The sequence below is a fragment of the Streptomyces pallidus (ex Mingjun et al. 2026) genome (assembly GCF_051550185.1).
Lineage (GTDB): Bacteria > Actinomycetota > Actinomycetes > Streptomycetales > Streptomycetaceae > Streptomyces.
This window is the reverse complement of sequence record NZ_CP196181.1, coordinates 7,258,902-7,275,222: the sequence shown is the minus strand read 5'-3', so window position 1 is coordinate 7,275,222 and position 16,321 is coordinate 7,258,902. Positions and strand designations below refer to the sequence as shown.

The following is a 16,321-nucleotide window of genomic DNA, read 5'->3' as shown; positions in this document are numbered from 1 at the left end:
GGCCGACCGGGGGGACGGCGCACAACGGTTGACGAAGCAACGTTCGGCGGCCGTCGCAGTGCTCTTCTGCGCCGGATAGGTGATCTTCGCCGTCGGGGTTCACTCCGCGTCGGTCCGGGTATGGACAATGCTTTTGCTCTCTTCGGCCCTGGTCTGTGCACATTCCTGCGCGAGGTCTTGGAGTTGGAGGTGGACCGCCCATGGCGGTGAACGGAAGTCCCACCATCAGAAGGCGCCGCCTGGGCGCGGAACTTCGCCGACTGCGTCATGCCGCGGGCATGACGCACCAGCAGGTGGCCGGCCGGTTGTTGGTGTCCCAGTCCGAGATCAGTCTGATCGAGACCGGCCGCCGGGCCATCAACCCCCGTGACGTGCGCGACCTGTGCGAACTGTACGAGGTCACCGACGAGCTGATCGTCGGCTCGCTGATGCGGATGGCGAAGGAGTCGGGCCGGCAGGGCTGGTGGGTCGCCTACGGCGACGTGCCCTACGGCATCTACATCGGCATGGAGACGGAAGCGGCGTCCATCCACTCCTACGAGCCGCTCGTGACCCCCGGACTGCTCCGGACGCGCGCCTACGCTGCGGCGGTCATCGCCGAGTCGAACCCTGACATCAGGCCCGAACAGGTCGCCGCCCAGCTTGAGTTGCGGCTGCAGCGGCAACACCGCGCCCACCACCCCGCCCGCCCCTTCCGGTTATGGACGATCCTCGACGAATCCGCACTGCGGCGCAGCGTGGGCACCCCCGACGTCATGCGGGAACAACTGCAGCACCTCAACCACTTGAGCACCCAGCCGCACATCACCGTGCAGGTCCTCCCGCACAGTGCGGGAGCCCACCCCGGCGCCTCAGGGCAGTTCTCCATCCTCGCCTTCTCGGACACCGACGCGGGGGTCGTGTACCTCGAACGGTTCACCAGCGACCTCCACCTGGAAAGGCCCGCCGACCGCCACCCGTACCACCTCATGTACGACCACCTGCAGGCGCAGGCCCTCGGACCGGAGCAGAGCCGCCGGTTCATCGGCGACGTCCTCCACTCCTGCCCGGGCCCGGGACGGCTGCGACGGGTCCCGTGAGCGGCCGGCACCGCGCCGCTACGCCTCCCTCCAGCCGATGACACCGGGCGAGGCTCCGCACGCGTCACACTGCGCACCCCGGTCGAGGTCCGGCACGACCTCCGCCGCCGCTCCCGCCGCCGCTGCCGCCGCTTCCTGCTGAGCGGCCCAGATGGCATGCGTGTTCAGGGTCAGCACGTCCTTGAAGCGTTGCTGGCGCCTGAGTTCGAGCGCGTCCCTCTGGCACAGTCCACCCACGCCGGAAGACCTCCATGCGGCCCCGAAGACAGCCAGCACTGCACAGATCAACATGATCCTCAGGAAGACGTCTGGCACGGCGGATCCTTTCCAGCGGTGAGTTCGATCAACAGGGGCCCGCAGCAGGACCCTCGGCAACACCTCGACATAACGCAGCGGCATATGCAGGGTTGCGCCCTGTCACCTCATTGCAGCCACTTACGCCGATCCGTCGGCCCGCGCTCGCCCGTACGCGGTACACCGCGCGCCCCCTGGAATCAGGTCACGCCACGGTCACGGCGAACCTCTGCTGCGCACCGGCACGTTGTTGAGCTGCGGTGATGCAGGGCAGACGGGAGGCGGTGGCCGATCACGGTAGCGGTCCGACGGCCACACGGCCGTCAGTGCACGGGTCAACGCCCGGTCGCGCGCGTCATCATCACCTGCTTGGCGCATACCCAGTCCGGCGCCAGGAGCGTTGGTTGGACTATGACAACAGCTAACCACTCGGCAGTCTTCCGTCGGCATGCGGAAGAGAAGGGCCGCCCGTTGATGAGCGGGGCCACCCGGATGGGGAATTGGACGTTCACACCGGGCTCGGCGGGCCTGGGCCCCGGCCCGGTCGCCAACGCGACGCTGCAGTACGAAGGGAAGAAGATCGAGCTGAACTACTCCTCCTCGATCTTCGAGGACTTCCTGCACGCGATGAGCACGATCCGCAGCGAATTCAACCGGCGGTCGACGCCCCCGACCGCATCCGGCACGCGCGCCGACGAGCACGCAGGGATGGCCTCCGGTGTTTGAGACGTACGGTCACCACGACATGAACGGCTCCCTCCCCCAGCCCGAGCCACGCCTGTTCTGGCCGGGCCCGGACGTCGAACACCACACCACGGCCATGCCGTCACCACTCGTGCTCGGCCAGACCGGCGGCGCGTGGGACCCGGCGGAGGAACTCGCCTACCTGCTGCAGGATTCCATGGCGCCGCGGCCGGCGGAGTCCTTCGACCGTCCCGGGTTCGACGAAACGACCGAGACGCTCGGCTCCGCGACCATGTTCGCCGGACCGCCGAGCGTGGTCGGACTGCCGCAGGCACAGGCACCGACACAGGCCCCGGCACAGTCCTCCGGAGGACACCGGCACGCCGCGGCGAAGTCGCCGTTCAGTTCCCTGTTGCGCACGGGCAGCCTGTTCACCGCGGTGCTGGTCGCCGTCATCGCCGCCGTGGTGAGCGTCTTCAGCGGTCTCGCCATCTGCGACGCACTGCGGCACAGCGCCGCGCCCCGGACCGCCCACGACGTGGTCAGCTGGTGGCCGTTGCTGATCTACGGGCCATGGATGGTCGCCTCCCTGTCCATCCTGAGGGCCGCCCTGCACCAGCGCCGCGCAGTCCATTCGTGGTCCATCGTCTTGTTGTTCTCCACCCTCGCCACGTTCCTGTGCGTGGCCCAGGCCCCCAGGACGCTGGCCGCGCAGGCCGCGGCCACCCTTCCCGCCATTGCGGCACTGGCCTGCTTCCAGCAGCTCGTACGCCAGATCACGCTCACCCGGCCACCCCGCAACCCCGTGCCGCGCCACCGCAACCGGATGCCCGCCTCCCCCGGCCCCTCGTTCCACTACGGGGCATGACGGCCGCGTCCCGGAACGAGAACGCGGGCGAAGAGGCGACAGCCGCTAACTGCATGGAGAACGCGGTCCTTCCCAGTGCTCACCGGAATGATCGTTTTCACCTCAGGAACGACGGTCGAAACCGACAGGTCACGGGCTGTGCGCAATCTCTGCACGGCGACTCCTCGGCACTCTCCCGCACGCGAACGCACGCGCGACGCGCCCCCTCCCCCCTTCCCCCCCACCTCCCGAAGAAGAGGACAGCAGACATGCTGCACGAGCCCTCCTACGCCGACCGAGTCCGCTATCGGCAGCTCCAGGACGCCGCCTACCAGTCCGGCCAGGACGCCGTGGCCAACCTGCAGGCCGCTCTCGCGCTCGCCGGCCTGGTCCTCCCTTCCCTCGCGAACGACGGGCCCGTGGGCTGCCGCGGCTTCGTCAGGCTCGGCGGCTGCGGCGTGGCACTCGCCAACCAGCTCGCCGAAGTGATCACCGCCGGCGCCCGTGCGCTGCAGGACCAGCAGCAGCGATGACCCACCGGCCCCACCAGCGACAGAATTCAGGAGGAGCTTCCATGAACACGTGGCGGGCCACGTCCCCGGAGCCGACACCGCAGGACGCGCTCGACCCCTACCGCTTCCCCGGGGCGCGGGACTTCGGCGACGGCCCCGCCGCCCTGAGCCCCCTCCCGCCCGCCGGCCCGGTCCGGGACCGCAGCGAGCAGCCGGGCGTCCGGGTCAGCGCGGTCCACCGCCGGCGCCTGGAGCTGCACGCGGCGCTGACGGCGGCCGGCATCCCGCCGCTCGCCGGCGACCTGCACGCCATCGAAGCGGTGTCCGCACTCGACGACACGGCCAACGCGGCCGTGCAGCGCTGGATCACCGACGCCCGCTGGCCCGTGAGCACGCCCCACTTCGCCTGAGCACCACACATCAGGACCCGGCCGAGGTGAAGACGGCGAACCCCGGCCGGGTCCTGCGTGCGCGGGCGTGACGGCACGGGCCCGGTCAGGGCTCGTCTTCGTGCATCCCGTCCTCGTCGCGCCGGTGCTTCGTCTCCTCCTGCCGGAGCCTGAGCTCCTCGGGGCTCTTGCCCCGGCCGCCCTCCTGCCCGGTGCCCGACTGGCTGGGGTCCTCGCCGGTGCGGTGCGTCCGCTGCTGTTCCTCGCGGCCCTTGCCCGGCTTCTGGCGCTTGTCCTGCGTTCCGCCCATGACGGCGACTCCTCCTCGCGTGGATGGCCCTGCCCACGGTGCCACGCAACGTGACGCCGCGCACCGCGAGCATCACCGAATGTGTCGGCCCGGTGACGCTACGCTGCGATCGGTGCGCCCCCGTGTCGGGCGGCGCGGTCACCATCGGACTCTCCCTGGAGGAAAGAGATGCCCAGCCCGCAGCAGCCCTTCGGTACGGTCGTCAGCACCAACGGCGTCAATCTGCGCCGGTATCCCAGCACCGATTCCGCCATCACCGGGACCCTGACCCACGGCACCGAGATCGGCCTGATGAGCAAGGTCAACGCCCAGTCCATCGAGGGCAACACCATCTGGTACCTGCTGCGCGACAGGCCCGTGTGGGTCTCGGCCCGGCACGTCGACAACACCGGGCAGGTCCCCCTGTCCAAGGACGTGGAGCCCCCGCACCCCGAGGGCTGAGGCGTACGGCAGAACGCACCGGCACGCGGTGGCTCCCGGCGACCTCCCCGAGCGGCGTCCCCGATACGGTGTCAGGGTCCGCTCGGGGTGGGGACCGGGGGATCCCCGAGGCTCCGGACGGATCGGCGGAACAAGATCGAAAAGTCCTGTTCACGCCGTCCAACGGAGTCCTGCCGTGCGCCGATCCTCAGCCCTGCCCCTGTCCCTGTCCGTCCCCCTCGCGGCAGCCGTGGCGCTCTGCACCATCGGCTCCGCACAGGCAGCCGGCACCGCGCAGGGCACCGGCCTGGACCCCGCCGCACTGCGCGCGGCGATCGCCGTACGCCCTGCGGACGGCACCGCCGGAGTCCTGGCGGAGGTCCACAAGGACGGGCAGACCTGGCGCGGCACCTCCGGGGACGTCGTCACCGGCAAGCGCATCAGCCCCGACGCCCACTTCCGGATCGGCAGTATCAGCAAGCCCATGGAGGCGGTGATCCTGCTCCAGCTGTCCGCGGAGGGTCGGGTCGACCTGGACCAGAGCGTGCAGCACTACCTGCCCGGGCTGCTGCCGGAGGACCGGTTCAAGGAGCCGATCACCGTACGGCAGCTGCTCGACCACACCAGCGGCCTGCCCCGGGACTTCGAGGGCGCGCCGGACTCGTCCCCGGACGAGGACATCGAGCGCCGCCTCGACTACCTCACCTTCGACGAGGTGATCCGGCAGACGCTCCGCCCCGAGGGCAGGCCGGCCCCCGGCCCGCGCTTCCGTCCCGGAACCCGGCAGGAGTACAACTCCTTCGGTTACCGCGTCGCCGGCAAGCTCATCGAGGAGGTCACCGGGCACCCGTACCAGCACGAGGTGACCGCCCGCGTCCTGGAGCCGCTGAAGATGCGGGAGACCAGGCCCGCCGCGCCCGGTCGCAGCACGCCCGTGCCGCGGCCGCACCTGCCCGGCTACCAGCCGCGGAGCAGCGGCGAGCTGGTCGACGTCAACGTGCAGGGCGGGCTGCCCGCGAGCATGACCTCCACCACGGGCGACCTGGACCGCTTCATCCGCGGCCTGTTCGACGGGCGGCTGCTCGGCCCGGAGCAGACGGCGGAGCTGTTCGCCGTGCCGAAGGGCGTCGACGGCAAGCCGCTGCCGTACGCCGACGGCTCGAACTGCAACACCGGCCCGGGCAGGGGTACGGCCTGCTTCAGCGTCGGCCTGATGTCCGTGCCGCTGCCGGACGGCTCGGTCCTGTGGGGCAAGACGGGCTCCGACCCGGGGTACCGCAGCGGTGTCTTCGCCTCCCGCGACCTGGGCCGGCGCGCGGTCTACGCCGTCGGCACCGCGTCCTCCTCCGGCGACGGCGCCCTGGCGGTGGCCCAGCGCCTGTCCCTGGCCGCGTTCGGGAACTGACGGGCGACCCGGGTCGGGGCCGGGGTCAGGAGACCCAGGCGGAGGTGAGGGCCTGGACCGCGGAGCCGTCCGCGTCGGCCAGCTTGGTGCCGACGAAGCCGCGGGCCCAGTCGGTGGTCTGGAGCCGGAAGGGGGGCTGCTCGGCGGTGAGGGCCTCCATGACCGCCTCCGCGGCCCCGGCCGGGGTCTGGGCGGTGCCGTCGAGGAACTGCGCGACGGTGCGGTCGATGTAGGTGCGCAGGGCACCGGTGTACGGGCCGGCGTCGAGGTCGCCCTCGATGTCGATGCCGATGTTGTTCACGAACTCCGTGGCCACGGCGCCGGGCTCGACGACGGACACGGTCACGCCGAGGGTGCGGGCGACGGGGGCCAGGCTCTCCATGTAGCCCTCGACGGCGAACTTCGCGGCGCAGTAGGCCTCGTTGAACGGCTGGCCGACGACGCCGCCGACGCTGGTGACGGTGACGAGGCGGCCGCCGGTGGCGCGCAGGTGCGGGAGCGCGGCCTTGGAGACGGCCAGCACGCCGAAGAAGTTGACCTCCATCACCTTGCGGACGTCGTCGAGGGTGTCGTTCTCCAGGGTGCCCACGTGGCCGGCGCCGGCGTTGTTGACGACGGCGTCGAGCCGGCCGTAGTCGGCGACCACGCCGTCCACGGCGGCGGCGACCGACGCCTCGTCCGTCACGTCGAGCTGACGGATGTCGAGCTCGACGCCCGCTTCGGCGGCGGCCTTGCGCAGCGCGTCGGCGCGGGTGGTGTCGCGGAGGGTGGCGACCGTGCGCCAGCCGGCGCGGGCCGCGGCGACGGCGGCGGCGAGGCCGATGCCGGAGGAGGTGCCGGTGATGAGGACGGTGCGGGGGGTGGCGGACGCAGTGGACATGGCGGGGCCTTTCGGACGAAGATCTTATGTGCGTGCACACACAACCATAAGCTTGTGTGTGTGCACACGCAACCCCATCCCTATACTTCGTCCATGCCGAAGAAACTGACCCAGGCCGAGATGCCAGCCGCCGATTACGCCTTCTACGGGCTTGTCTGGGCCGGCACCGTGATGACCGAACGCGTCGACCGGGCCCTCACCAGGGCGCACGGCCTCCCCGTGTCCTGGTTCGAGGTCATGCTGTGGCTGGCGGCGAGCCCCGAACCGGTACCCGCCTCCGTCCTCGGCAACAGCACCATGCTCAGCCGCAGCCAGGTCTCGCGGGTCGTGGACGCACTCCAGTCCCGCGGCCTGGTGTCCCGTACCCCCTCGGCGCGCGACGCGCGGTCGGTGGAGGTCTCGCTCACCGACGAGGGCCACCGGGTCTTCGCCGAGGCCGACGCCACCCGCCGGGAGGCACTGGCCCCGGTCTTCACGGACCTCCTGGACGCGCAGGACATCGAGGCCCTCGGCACGGTGTGGCGCAAGCTCAAGGCGCAGAAGGAGCGGCTCACCGAGGAACCGGGGGCCGGGCGCTCCTGACCCGGGGCCCGCCCGGCCGCCCGGACCCCGCCGCCCGGGGGACGACACGGGCCGGCCCAGGCAGGAGCAACGGGCCCTGCGGGGCCCGAGCTGGTTGGCTGGGGGGATGAAGTACTTCGTGACCGTCCAGGCGAACCAGGTGGACTACGACGCGATGGAGGGGAAGGCCTCGCCCGATTCCCCCCTGTGGAGCCGGGACGACATCACGGCGATGGTCGCGTTCATGGGCGAGCTCAACGGGGAGCTCGCCGCATCCGGGGAACTCCTGGACGCGCAGGGGTTCACCGCACCGGCCGAAGCCCGGTTCGTCACCGGCTCCCCCGGCCGCGAGCCCGCGGTCACCGACCACCCGTACGCCGACACCGACGTGCTGACCGCCGGCTACTGGCTGCTGGAGTGCACCGGCCTCGACCGGGTCACCGAGATCGCCGCGCGGATCACCCAGTGCCCGGTGCCGGCGGGGTCCCCCGAGTACCCGGTGGTGATCCGCCCGGTAGGCGAGGCCCCGTCGGCCTGACCCCGGCCCGACGCCGAACGGCTTCCACCCCCCGGGATGCGGGAGGAGGAAGCCGTTGCGGGGCAAGGGCCCCGCGGCGCCGTTCCACCGGCTGCGCTACTTCACCGACCCCGCCATCACGCCCTGGACGAAGTGCCGCTGGAAGGCGAAGAAGACGACGAGGGGGACCACCAGGGACAGGAAGGCGCCCGGCGCGAGGACGCCGATGTTGCTGCCGAACTGCCTGATCTGGGACTGCAGCGCGACCGTGAGCGGCTGGGACCCGCTGTCCGCGAAGAGCAGCGCCACGAGCATGTCGTTCCAGACCCAGAGGAACTGGAAGATGGCCAGGCTCGCGATGGCCGGCCGGCCGAGCGGCAGCACGAGCCGGAAGAAGATCCGCCATTCGCTGCCGCCGTCCATCCGGGCGGCTTCCAGCATCTCGCGCGGGATCTCGGCGAAGTAGTTGCGGAGCAGGAAGACCGCGAACGGCAGCCCGTAGGCGACGTGGAAGAGGATGACGCCCGCGATCGTGCCGAACAGCCCCACCGCGCCGAACAGCTTGGCCACCGGCAGCAGGCCGATCTGCACGGGCACGACCAGCAGTCCGACGACCACCAGGAAGACGGCGTCCCGGCCGGGGAACTCCAGCCAGGCGAAGGCGTAGCCGGCCAGGGCCGCGATGCCGACCACCAGGACGGTGGTGGGCACGGAGATCAGGACGGTGTTGCCGAAGGCCGCCGCGATGCCGGAGTCCTCCAGCAGAGCCGTGTAGTTGTCCAGGGACAGCTGGGCCGGGTCGGCGAGGGCGGTCCACCAGCCGCCGGAGGCGTTGTCCTGCTCGGAGCGCATCGAGGACAGCAGCAGGCCGGCCAGTGGGGTGATCCACACGAGGGCGACCAGCATCAGCAGGACCTGGACGACGGAGCTGCTCAGCAGGCGCGACAGCCTGTTCCCGCGGCGTCGTCCGGGGGCTGACGCCGCGGGGGCGGCGGCGCTCGGCGGCGCCGCCGCACGGCGGGGCGGCCGGCGTTCGATGGTGCCTTGGCTGCTCATGTCCCACTCCTTCGGAACCGCCGGATGTTGAAGACCATCGCGGGGACGACCAGCAGGAGGAGCACCATGCTGAGCGCACTGCCGAGGCCCTGGTCGTTGCCGCCGCCGAAGGAGACCAGCCACATGCGGGTGGCCAGTACGTTCGCCTCTTCCTGGACCGGTCCGGGCGCGATGATGTAGACGAGGTCGAAGACCTTCATCACGTTGATCACGAGGGTGACGAAGACGACGGTGAGGACCGGCGCCAACAGCGGCACGGTGATCTTGCGGAAGATCTGGCCCTCGGTGGCGCCGTCCATCCGGGCGGCCTCCAGTGCGTCGCGCGGGATGGCGGCGAGCCCGGCGCCGATCAGCACCATCGCGAAGCCGGTCCACACCCACAGGTAGGCGCCGATGATGGCCGGCGTGACGAGGGCCGGGCCGAGCCAGTTCACCCCCTGGTAGGGGGCGGCGAAGTTGGCCGCGGGCAGCCGGACGGTGTACTCGCCGGCGGCCAGTCCGGTGAAGCGGAACGACCCGTCCGCGCCGGCGGTGGTGGTCGCGGCCACCGTGCCGTCCCGCACGGCCTCGACGGTCATGCCGGGCAGGCCCTTCTCCCCGGGGTCGACCTTGCCGGGGGTGCCGGTGCCGCCGGGCGCGAAGTCGAGGTAGACGACGCCCGCGATGGCGTCCGGGCCGGGGGCCGGCGGTGCGACCGCGGCCTCGGCTCCGGCCGGTACCGCCCCGGGGGCCACCCCGACGAGGCCGAGGGGGACCGCGGCAGCGCCGGGGCGCACCGGCTGCGAGGTGCCGTACGGGCCGCCCGGGCCGCCCGTCAGGCCGTGGCCCTCGCGGGGACGGGCGGTCGGGTAGGCGGCGGCGTCCTCGAAGGTGTCGTGGATGCCGACGGCGACCGCGTTGAGCACGCCCCGGTCGGGGTCCTGCTCGTAGGCGAGGCGGAAGATGATGCCGGCGGCGAGGAACGACACGGCCATCGGCAGGAAGAGCACCAGCTTGAAGGCGGTCGCCCAGCGCACCTTCTCGGTGAGCACGGCGAGCACCAGGCCGAGGCCGGTGAGCAGGGTGGGGGCGACGACGACCCAGATGGTGCTGTTGCGGATCGCCTTGAGGGTGGCCGGGTCCTGGAAGATCGCCGCGTAGTTCCCGGCGCCGACGAACCGGTCGCCGCTGGCGTCGAAGAGGCTGCGGACGAAGGAGAAGACCACCGGGTAGACGACCAGCGCGCCGAGCAGCAGCAGGGCCGGCAGGACGAAGAGGACGGCGAGGCGGCGCTGCCTCCTCCGGGCCCGGCGCCGCGGGTCGGCCGCGGCGCGGGCGGTGGGGGTGTCAGCCATGGCGGACGCCTCAGTTCCCGTAGGCCTTGGCGGCCTCGGCCTCGAGCTTGGCCGCGGCGCCCTGCGGGTCCGAGGGGTCGCGCAGGAAGTCCTGGAGGAGCTTCCACTCGCCCGCGCCCTTGGTGCCGCCGAACGCGGCCGGGGCCTGGTCCGACATGTCGAAGCGGACGGAGTCGCCGGCCGCGACGAGGGACTCGGCGGTGCTGCGGGCGGTGGCGTCACCGTACGCGGAGGGGGCGACCTTGCTGTTCGGGGAGAGGAAGCCGCCGGCTCCGGCCCAGACCTCGGCCGCCTCCGGGGAGGCGAGGAACTCGACCAGCGCCATGCCGGCCTTGCCGTTCTTGCCCTGCTTGAGGACGACGGCCGCGTCGCCGCCGCTGACGACCGGCGCCTTGCCGCCGTCGACGGCGGGGAACGGGAAGAACTTGGCGTCCGTGCCGGGCTTCCTGCCGAACTGGTCCTTGGCGACGCCCCCGACGAAGTCGCCCTCGTAGACCATGCCCGCCTTGGGGGCGGGGCCGAAGACCTGCTCGACGGAGGAGGGGAAGTCGGTCTGGAGGGCCGCCTGGGCGCCGCCGGCGACGAGCTGGTTGTCCTTGAAGAGCTCGCCGAGGGTGGTGAGGGCCCTGACGACGCTGTCGTCGGTCCACTTGATCTTGTGCTGGGCGAGCTGGTCGTACTTCTCCGGCCCGGCCTGGGAGAGGTAGACGTTCTCGAACCAGTCGGTGAGGGTCCAGCCGTCCTCGCCGGCTATGGCGAAGGCGGGGCGGCCGGAGTCGGCGAGCGAGCGGCCGGTCTTCAGCAGGTCGGCCCAGCTCTTGGGCTCGCCGGCGCCGGCCTGGGTGAAGGCGTCGGGGGCGTACCAGACGGTGGACTTGTGGGCGGCCTTGAAGTAGAGGCCGTAGTAGGTGCCGTCGACGGTGCCGTAGTTCTTCCAGACCGGCGCGAGCGAGGCGTCGGCGGTCTTGGCGGTCTGCTCCGACAGGGGCTGGAGCCAGCCCTCCTTGGCGAACTGCTTCAGGACGCCGACCTGCGGGACCATCACGACGTCGGGGGCGTTGCCGCCCTCGATCTTGCTGCCGACGAAGGTGGAGACGTTGTCGCCGGAGGGGACGAAGACCGTCTTGGCGCCGGTCTTCGCGGTGAAGGCGTCCAGGACCTTCTTGAAGTTCTTCTGCTCGCTGCCGGTCCAGACGCCGGCCACGGTCACGGTCTGGCCGCTGAGTTCGCCGCCGGACGCGGGTGCGGTGGTGCCGCCGCCGCAGGCGGTGGCACCGAGGGCGAGGGTGAGGGCCGCCGAGGTGGCGGCGGCGATCCGGCGGGGCGTCGTGCTGGGTCGTCGCATGGTCGGCTCCTTTTCGAAGGGGCGGGTGAGGGGCGGGCGGGGCGGGGCGTGTACGGGGGCTACGGGACTGACGGAGCGGGGAACTCGCCCGTCCACCAGGCCGCCGTGGCGGCGGGGAGCACCCCGTCGGGGCAGGGGCCGCTGGCGAGGAGGGGGGTTCCGGGGACGGGGGCGGGGACCGGCTCGGTGCCGAAGTTGACGGCGCAGACCAGGCCGTCGCCGCGGACGACCGCCAGCACCTGCGGGGGCGTGTCCAGCCAGCGCAGGGTGCCGTCGCCGAGCTGCGGGAGGCTGCGCCGCAGTTGGAGGCCCTCGCGGTAGAGGTGCCAGAAGGAGCGGGTGTCGGCGAGCGCGCGGTCGGTGGCGTGCTCGGCGAACCAGGCGGGCTGCGGCAGCCAGGGCCTGGCGTCGGCGGCGGCCTGGCTGAAGCCGAAGGGGGAGGCGTGGCCGGACCAGGGGATGGGGACGCGGCAGCCGTCCCGGACGTGCTTGCGGCTGCCGGTGCGGTGGAAGATCGGGTCGGTGAGGGCCTCGTCGGGCAGGTCGAGGACCTCGGGGAGGCCGAGCTCCTCGCCCTGGTAGACGTAGGCGGCGCCGGGGAGGGCGAGCATCAGCAGGGCGGCGGCGCGGGCGCGGGCGGCTCCCAGTCCGCTGCCTTCCACGCCGGGCTCGCCGGCGTAGCGGGTGACGGTGCGGACCTGGTCGTGGTTGTTGAGGACCCAGGTGACGGTGGAGCCGGTGCCCGCGATGTCGCGTATCGCTTCGGTGATCGTCCGGCGGAAGGCGTCGGCCTCCCAGGGCGCGCTGAGCAGGTCGAAGAAGAAGGCCTGGTGCAGTTCGTCGGGGCGGACGTACTCGGCGTGCTCGCGGGCCGTCGGTACGGAGACCTCGCCGACCAGCAGCCGCTCGTGTCCGTCGCGGGCGGTGTACTCCTCGCACACCGCGCGCCAGCGGCGCCACACGCCGTGGACCTCGGGCTGGTTCCAGGCCAGCTGGTTGACGGCGTCGCGGGCCCGCTCGTCGGCCGCCGGGTCGTCCGAGTCGGGCAGGTCGGGGTGCTTGAAGAGGCCGGCGGCGACGTCGATGCGGAAGCCGTCGACACCGCGGTCCAGCCAGAAGCGCAGGACCTGCTCGAAGTCGTCGCCCACGGCGGGGTCGCGCCAGTTCAGGTCGGGCTGCTGGGGCGTGAACAGGTGCAGGTACCAGTCCCCCGGGGTGCCGTCGGGGTTGGTGACCCGGCTCCATGCGGGGCCGCCGAACATGGCGTGCCAGTTGTTGGGCGGCTGCGCGCCGTCCGGACCGCGGCCGGGTGCGAAGTGGAAGCGGGAGCGGGCGGCACTGCCGGGGTCCGCGGCGAGCGCCTCGCGGAACCACGGGTGCTCGCTGGAGCAGTGGTTGGGGACGATGTCGAGCAGCAGCCTGAGGCCGAGCCGGTGGGCGTCGGCGACCAGCCGGTCGAACTCGGCGAGGTCGCCGTATACGGGGTCGACGCCGCAGTAGTCGGCGACGTCGTAGCCGTGGTCGTGCTGCGGCGAGGGGTAGAAGGGGCTGAGCCAGATGCCGTCGACACCGAGCTTGCGGAGGTAGGGCAGCCCGGCCCGTACGCCGGCCAGGTCGCCGATGCCGTCCCCGGTGCTGTCGAGGAAGCTGCGGACGTAGACCTGGTAGATCACCGCGTCGCGCCACCAGGCGTCGCGTGCCGGGGCGCTGCGGGAGGGGAGGCCGGTGTCGGCCGGAAGGGTGCTGAGCATCTCGCGTCGACCTGTTTCTGCTGAATGCGAGAGCGCCCTGATCAGGTGCGCTGTTATGCATGCATGTTAAGTAGCGGCAACCGAAAGGTGTCAACGATGTGTCCAGAAGTAGCCGGAAGTTGGGGTGTTTTGTGCCCATACATCCGGGTAGCACGACGAAGGGCATCTACTTAACATGTAAGTAGATGCCCTTCGGGGAGGTGAAGCAGGAGTGCGATCAGCCCTTACGGGTGAGGGCCTGGAGCTCGCGCGTGAGCCGGGCCACCGCCTGCTCCGGCGTCTGCCGCAGCGCCATCAGGTCCTGGGCCACCGCCTGCACGGCGATGCTGACCTGGTCGTAACGCGGGCTCTTGGGGCGCGGCACGGCGGACAGCACGCTCTGCCGGAGCGTCGGCAGGTACGGGTACGCGCGGATCAGCTCGGGATCCTCGTACAGCGCGGCGCGCACCGGCGGCAGCGATCCCTGCGTGAGGACCTTGCGCTGGACCGGCTCGCTGGTCAGGTAGGAGATCAGGTCGGCGGCCGTCGCCGGATGCCGGGCGTGGCTGCTGACGGCGAGGTTGGAGCCGCCCAGCACGCTGGCGCCGGGCCCGTCGGCCCCGGGCAGCGGAACCGCGCCGAACCGGTCGGCGACCTTCGAGCCCCCGGCGCCCGCGTTCGCGTAGACGTAGGGCCAGTTGCGCAGGAACAGCAGCCGGCCGTCCTGGAAGGCCTGCCGGGACTCCTCCTCCTTCCAGCCGAGGGCTTCACGGGGGATCCAGCCGTCCCGCACGCCGTCCGCGAGGAACCTCAGACCGGCGCGGGCCGCGTCGGAGTCCACGGCCACGCGGGCGCCGTCGTCCCGCAGGATCGATCCGCCCGCGGAGTGCACCGCCTCGGTGACGTTGACGGTGAGCCCCTCGTAGGGCAGGAACTGGCCGGCGTAGCCGTCCAGGCCGTGCCTGGGGGCGATGGTGCGGGCCTGGCGGGCCAGTTCGGCCCAGGTCCGCGGCGGCTGCTCGCCCTCCTGGTCCAGGACGTCCTTGCGGTAGTAGAGCAGTCCCGCGTTCGTGACGTACGGGACCGCGTAGAGCCGGCCGTCGAAGGTCGCCGTGTCGACGACCGGTCGCAGGAACGCGGCCAGCGGGAAGCGGCCGCGCTCCAGCGGGGCGATCCATCCGGCCGCCGCGAACTCGGACGTCCAGGCGACGTCGATGTTGAGCACATCGAAGCGGTTGCCGCCCGAACGCAGTTCGCTGATCATCTGGGCCCGGGTCTCGTCGGCCGAGTCGGGCAGCTCGACGAGGGTCACGCGCTCGTCGGGATGGCCCTCGTTCCAGTCGGCGAGGAGCGGGGAGAGGTAGTCGGTCAGGTCGCCCGCCGTGGCGAGCGTCAGGGGGCCGCGGGCCCCGGAGGCGCCCGCGCCGGCGGGGACGCCCAAGCCGACGTAACCCGTCAGCACGACCGCCGCGACCAGGAGAGCCCTACCCGCGGCACGCATCCACCGCATAGGTTCCTCCTGGTGCACGATCCGGCTGCGCTGCCGACGCATGCGGCCTATATATACCTGTTAGGCATGCGCGATACTAGATGCCCAGGCAGACGGGGTGGGCGGCGGCGCCGACCGGTGCGTTGCCCGGTGAACGGTTGGCTACGGAGCGAAAAGGAGGGGGGAGCGAGTGCGTCTGCCGCTCCTGGCGCTCCTCACGCGCGGCCCGGCCCACGGCTACGAGCTGAAGCAGGACCTTGAGAAGCTCCTGGGCGCCGCGTACCCTCAGCCGAACGTCGGCCAGATCTACGTCACCCTCGGGCGGCTCGAGAAGAGCGGTCTGATCGAAGGCGAGGACGTCGAGCAGTCGGGCCGGCCCAACAAGCGGACGTACCGGCTGACGGACGCCGGGCGCGAGGCCGTGCAGGCCTGGTTCGAGGACACCGCCGAGGAGCCCCGGGTCCGGGACGAGTTCTTCATGAAGCTCGCCCTCGCACCGGAATCGGGGATGGCCGACCCGATCGCGCTGATCAACAAGCAGCGGCGGCAGTACCTGAACACCATGCGGGACCTGTCGAAGCTGGCCGCCGCCGAGGACCGCGACAACAAGATCTCCCAACTGCTGATCGAGGGCGCCATGCTGCACCTGCAGGCCGACCTCGACTGGCTGGAACGCTGCCAGGAGGAGCTGGAATGAGCGACGCCGCCACCGCCGCTCCGGACGTGCCCATAGTCCGGGCCGAGGGCCTGGCCAAGACGCACCACGGCGAGGGCGCCCCGGTCCACGCGGTGCGCGGGGTGGACCTGACCGTCCGACCCGGAGAGTTCGTCGCGGTCACCGGTCCCTCCGGCGCCGGGAAGTCCACGCTGCTGCACCTGATCGGCGGCCTCCAGCGCCCGGACGCCGGCAAGCTGTGGATCGGCGGTGAGCGGGTCGACGCCTACCGCGAGGCCCGCTGGGCGGTGCTCAGGCGCCGAAGCATCGGCATCGTCTTCCAGTTCTTCAACCTGGTCTCCAACCTCACCGTCGCCGACAACGTCGAACTGCCCGCCCTGCTCGCTGGCACCTCCCCCAGGGCCGCCCGCGCGTCCCGCGCCGAGCTCCTCTGCGAGCTCGGCCTGGAGGGCCGCGAGCGGGCGATGCCCGGCGAACTGTCGGGCGGCGAACAGCAGCGGGTCGCCCTCGCCCGGGCCCTGGTCAACCACCCCGCCCTGCTCCTCGCCGACGAACCGGCCGGCAGCCTCGACAGCAAGGGCACCCGCGAGGTGCTGCGGCTGCTCTCCCGGTTCCACCAGCGCGGCCAGACGATCATGATGGTCACGCACGACGCCCGGATGGCCAGCGCCGCGGACCGCGTCATCAGCTTCTTCGACGGGCAGATCTCCGACGACGCCCGGCTCGGGGCCGGGGACTGCCGCCCCGGGCGGGCCGGCGGCGTGTCCCGCGTCCTCGACCTGAAGGACTGACC

The 16,321-nt window shown here is 71.8% G+C and carries 19 protein-coding genes; 11 read left to right on the top strand and 8 right to left on the bottom strand.

Annotation, left to right across the window (positions count from 1 at the left end; translation table 11 throughout):
- Window positions 1-200 precede the first annotated feature (200 nt).
- On the top strand, window positions 201-1,079 hold the full coding sequence (locus ACSHWO_RS32455) for a helix-turn-helix domain-containing protein (RefSeq protein ID WP_438317750.1): 879 nt from the start codon (window positions 201-203) through the stop codon (window positions 1,077-1,079).
- Between the two features lie 18 nt (window positions 1,080-1,097).
- On the opposite strand, the gene ACSHWO_RS32450 is transcribed toward ACSHWO_RS32455, so the two are convergent.
- Window positions 1,098-1,394: a hypothetical protein gene (locus ACSHWO_RS32450; RefSeq protein WP_438317747.1), complete on the bottom strand. Its 297-nt coding sequence runs from the start codon at window positions 1,392-1,394 to the stop codon at window positions 1,098-1,100.
- A gap of 453 nt (window positions 1,395-1,847) precedes the next feature.
- On the opposite strand from ACSHWO_RS32450, the gene ACSHWO_RS32445 reads away from it, so the two are divergent.
- The 4 genes from ACSHWO_RS32445 to ACSHWO_RS32430 all read left to right on the top strand — a co-directional run bounded on the left by ACSHWO_RS32445 (window position 1,848) and on the right by ACSHWO_RS32430 (window position 3,826).
- Entirely contained in the window at window positions 1,848-2,099 is a 252-nt protein-coding gene (locus ACSHWO_RS32445) for a hypothetical protein (RefSeq protein WP_385805567.1), read from the top strand.
- Entirely contained in the window at window positions 2,092-2,925 is an 834-nt protein-coding gene (locus ACSHWO_RS32440) for a hypothetical protein (protein WP_385805569.1), read from the top strand. The genes ACSHWO_RS32445 and ACSHWO_RS32440 overlap by 8 nt, the downstream gene beginning before the upstream one ends.
- A gap of 248 nt (window positions 2,926-3,173) precedes the next feature.
- Window positions 3,174-3,437 (top strand): hypothetical protein, encoded by a 264-nt coding sequence (locus ACSHWO_RS32435; protein ID WP_361087134.1) that lies wholly within the window; start codon window positions 3,174-3,176, stop codon window positions 3,435-3,437.
- A 41-nt stretch (window positions 3,438-3,478) separates the two neighbouring features.
- Complete coding sequence (locus ACSHWO_RS32430; RefSeq protein ID WP_438317743.1) at window positions 3,479-3,826, top strand: hypothetical protein; 348 nt, start codon at window positions 3,479-3,481, stop codon at window positions 3,824-3,826.
- Window positions 3,827-3,911: 85 nt separating this feature from the next.
- Here the strand turns inward: ACSHWO_RS32430 and ACSHWO_RS32425 are convergent, their stop codons facing one another.
- The gene (locus ACSHWO_RS32425; protein ID WP_438317740.1) at window positions 3,912-4,115 is read right to left on the bottom strand and encodes a hypothetical protein; all 204 of its coding nucleotides are present in this window, start codon (window positions 4,113-4,115) and stop codon (window positions 3,912-3,914) included.
- Between the two features lie 168 nt (window positions 4,116-4,283).
- Between ACSHWO_RS32425 and ACSHWO_RS32420 the strand changes: the two genes are divergently transcribed.
- Window positions 4,284-4,556, top strand: a complete 273-nt coding sequence (locus tag ACSHWO_RS32420) for an SH3 domain-containing protein (RefSeq protein WP_361087125.1) — start codon at window positions 4,284-4,286, stop codon at window positions 4,554-4,556.
- Between the two features lie 175 nt (window positions 4,557-4,731).
- A complete protein-coding gene (locus ACSHWO_RS32415) occupies window positions 4,732-5,940 on the top strand; it encodes a serine hydrolase domain-containing protein (protein WP_438317737.1) in 1,209 nt (402 codons plus the stop codon).
- A gap of 25 nt (window positions 5,941-5,965) precedes the next feature.
- Here the strand turns inward: ACSHWO_RS32415 and ACSHWO_RS32410 are convergent, their stop codons facing one another.
- Window positions 5,966-6,820, bottom strand: a complete 855-nt coding sequence (locus ACSHWO_RS32410) for an SDR family NAD(P)-dependent oxidoreductase (protein WP_438317734.1) — start codon at window positions 6,818-6,820, stop codon at window positions 5,966-5,968.
- 93 nt (window positions 6,821-6,913) lie between these two features.
- Between ACSHWO_RS32410 and ACSHWO_RS32405 the strand changes: the two genes are divergently transcribed.
- Window positions 6,914-7,402 (top strand): MarR family winged helix-turn-helix transcriptional regulator, encoded by a 489-nt coding sequence (locus ACSHWO_RS32405; protein ID WP_361087116.1) that lies wholly within the window; start codon window positions 6,914-6,916, stop codon window positions 7,400-7,402.
- A gap of 106 nt (window positions 7,403-7,508) precedes the next feature.
- A complete protein-coding gene (locus ACSHWO_RS32400; RefSeq protein WP_385805578.1) occupies window positions 7,509-7,919 on the top strand; it encodes a YciI family protein in 411 nt (136 codons plus the stop codon).
- A gap of 96 nt (window positions 7,920-8,015) precedes the next feature.
- Here the strand turns inward: ACSHWO_RS32400 and ACSHWO_RS32395 are convergent, their stop codons facing one another.
- The 5 genes from ACSHWO_RS32395 to ACSHWO_RS32375 form a co-directional block, all read right to left on the bottom strand.
- A complete protein-coding gene (locus ACSHWO_RS32395) occupies window positions 8,016-8,804 on the bottom strand; it encodes a carbohydrate ABC transporter permease (RefSeq protein WP_361087488.1) in 789 nt (262 codons plus the stop codon).
- A 146-nt stretch (window positions 8,805-8,950) separates the two neighbouring features.
- Entirely contained in the window at window positions 8,951-10,288 is a 1,338-nt protein-coding gene (locus ACSHWO_RS32390) for a carbohydrate ABC transporter permease (RefSeq protein WP_361087111.1), read from the bottom strand.
- Between the two features lie 10 nt (window positions 10,289-10,298).
- On the bottom strand, window positions 10,299-11,633 hold the full coding sequence (locus tag ACSHWO_RS32385) for an ABC transporter substrate-binding protein (RefSeq protein WP_438317729.1): 1,335 nt from the start codon (window positions 11,631-11,633) through the stop codon (window positions 10,299-10,301).
- A gap of 59 nt (window positions 11,634-11,692) precedes the next feature.
- On the bottom strand, window positions 11,693-13,384 hold the full coding sequence (locus tag ACSHWO_RS32380) for a glycoside hydrolase family 13 protein (protein ID WP_438317726.1): 1,692 nt from the start codon (window positions 13,382-13,384) through the stop codon (window positions 11,693-11,695).
- Between the two features lie 217 nt (window positions 13,385-13,601).
- Window positions 13,602-14,873 (bottom strand): ABC transporter substrate-binding protein, encoded by a 1,272-nt coding sequence (locus ACSHWO_RS32375; RefSeq protein WP_438317724.1) that lies wholly within the window; start codon window positions 14,871-14,873, stop codon window positions 13,602-13,604.
- 169 nt (window positions 14,874-15,042) lie between these two features.
- On the opposite strand from ACSHWO_RS32375, the gene ACSHWO_RS32370 reads away from it, so the two are divergent.
- Window positions 15,043-15,549, top strand: a complete 507-nt coding sequence (locus tag ACSHWO_RS32370) for a PadR family transcriptional regulator (protein WP_361087099.1) — start codon at window positions 15,043-15,045, stop codon at window positions 15,547-15,549.
- Window positions 15,546-16,319 (top strand): ABC transporter ATP-binding protein, encoded by a 774-nt coding sequence (locus ACSHWO_RS32365; RefSeq protein ID WP_438317721.1) that lies wholly within the window; start codon window positions 15,546-15,548, stop codon window positions 16,317-16,319. Before ACSHWO_RS32370 ends, ACSHWO_RS32365 begins: the two co-directional genes overlap by 4 nt.
- Window positions 16,320-16,321 lie beyond the last annotated feature (2 nt).

Coding starts and splice junctions, on each gene's coding strand:
- ACSHWO_RS32420 (WP_361087125.1), top strand. CDS start 4,284: ATGCCCAGCCCGCAGCAGCCCTTCGGTACGGTCGTCAGCACCAACGGC.
- ACSHWO_RS32365 (WP_438317721.1), top strand. CDS start 15,546: ATGAGCGACGCCGCCACCGCCGCTCCGGACGTGCCCATAGTCCGGGCC.
- ACSHWO_RS32390 (WP_361087111.1), bottom strand. CDS start 10,288: ATGGCTGACACCCCCACCGCCCGCGCCGCGGCCGACCCGCGGCGCCGG.
- ACSHWO_RS32405 (WP_361087116.1), top strand. CDS start 6,914: ATGCCGAAGAAACTGACCCAGGCCGAGATGCCAGCCGCCGATTACGCC.
- ACSHWO_RS32445 (WP_385805567.1), top strand. CDS start 1,848: ATGAGCGGGGCCACCCGGATGGGGAATTGGACGTTCACACCGGGCTCG.
- ACSHWO_RS32375 (WP_438317724.1), bottom strand. CDS start 14,873: ATGCGGTGGATGCGTGCCGCGGGTAGGGCTCTCCTGGTCGCGGCGGTC.
- ACSHWO_RS32395 (WP_361087488.1), bottom strand. CDS start 8,804: ATGCTGGTCGCCCTCGTGTGGATCACCCCACTGGCCGGCCTGCTGCTG.
- ACSHWO_RS32400 (WP_385805578.1), top strand. CDS start 7,509: ATGAAGTACTTCGTGACCGTCCAGGCGAACCAGGTGGACTACGACGCG.
- ACSHWO_RS32435 (WP_361087134.1), top strand. CDS start 3,174: ATGCTGCACGAGCCCTCCTACGCCGACCGAGTCCGCTATCGGCAGCTC.
- ACSHWO_RS32430 (WP_438317743.1), top strand. CDS start 3,479: ATGAACACGTGGCGGGCCACGTCCCCGGAGCCGACACCGCAGGACGCG.
- ACSHWO_RS32455 (WP_438317750.1), top strand. CDS start 201: ATGGCGGTGAACGGAAGTCCCACCATCAGAAGGCGCCGCCTGGGCGCG.
- ACSHWO_RS32410 (WP_438317734.1), bottom strand. CDS start 6,820: ATGTCCACTGCGTCCGCCACCCCCCGCACCGTCCTCATCACCGGCACC.
- ACSHWO_RS32425 (WP_438317740.1), bottom strand. CDS start 4,115: ATGGGCGGAACGCAGGACAAGCGCCAGAAGCCGGGCAAGGGCCGCGAG.
- ACSHWO_RS32385 (WP_438317729.1), bottom strand. CDS start 11,633: ATGCGACGACCCAGCACGACGCCCCGCCGGATCGCCGCCGCCACCTCG.
- ACSHWO_RS32380 (WP_438317726.1), bottom strand. CDS start 13,384: ATGCTCAGCACCCTTCCGGCCGACACCGGCCTCCCCTCCCGCAGCGCC.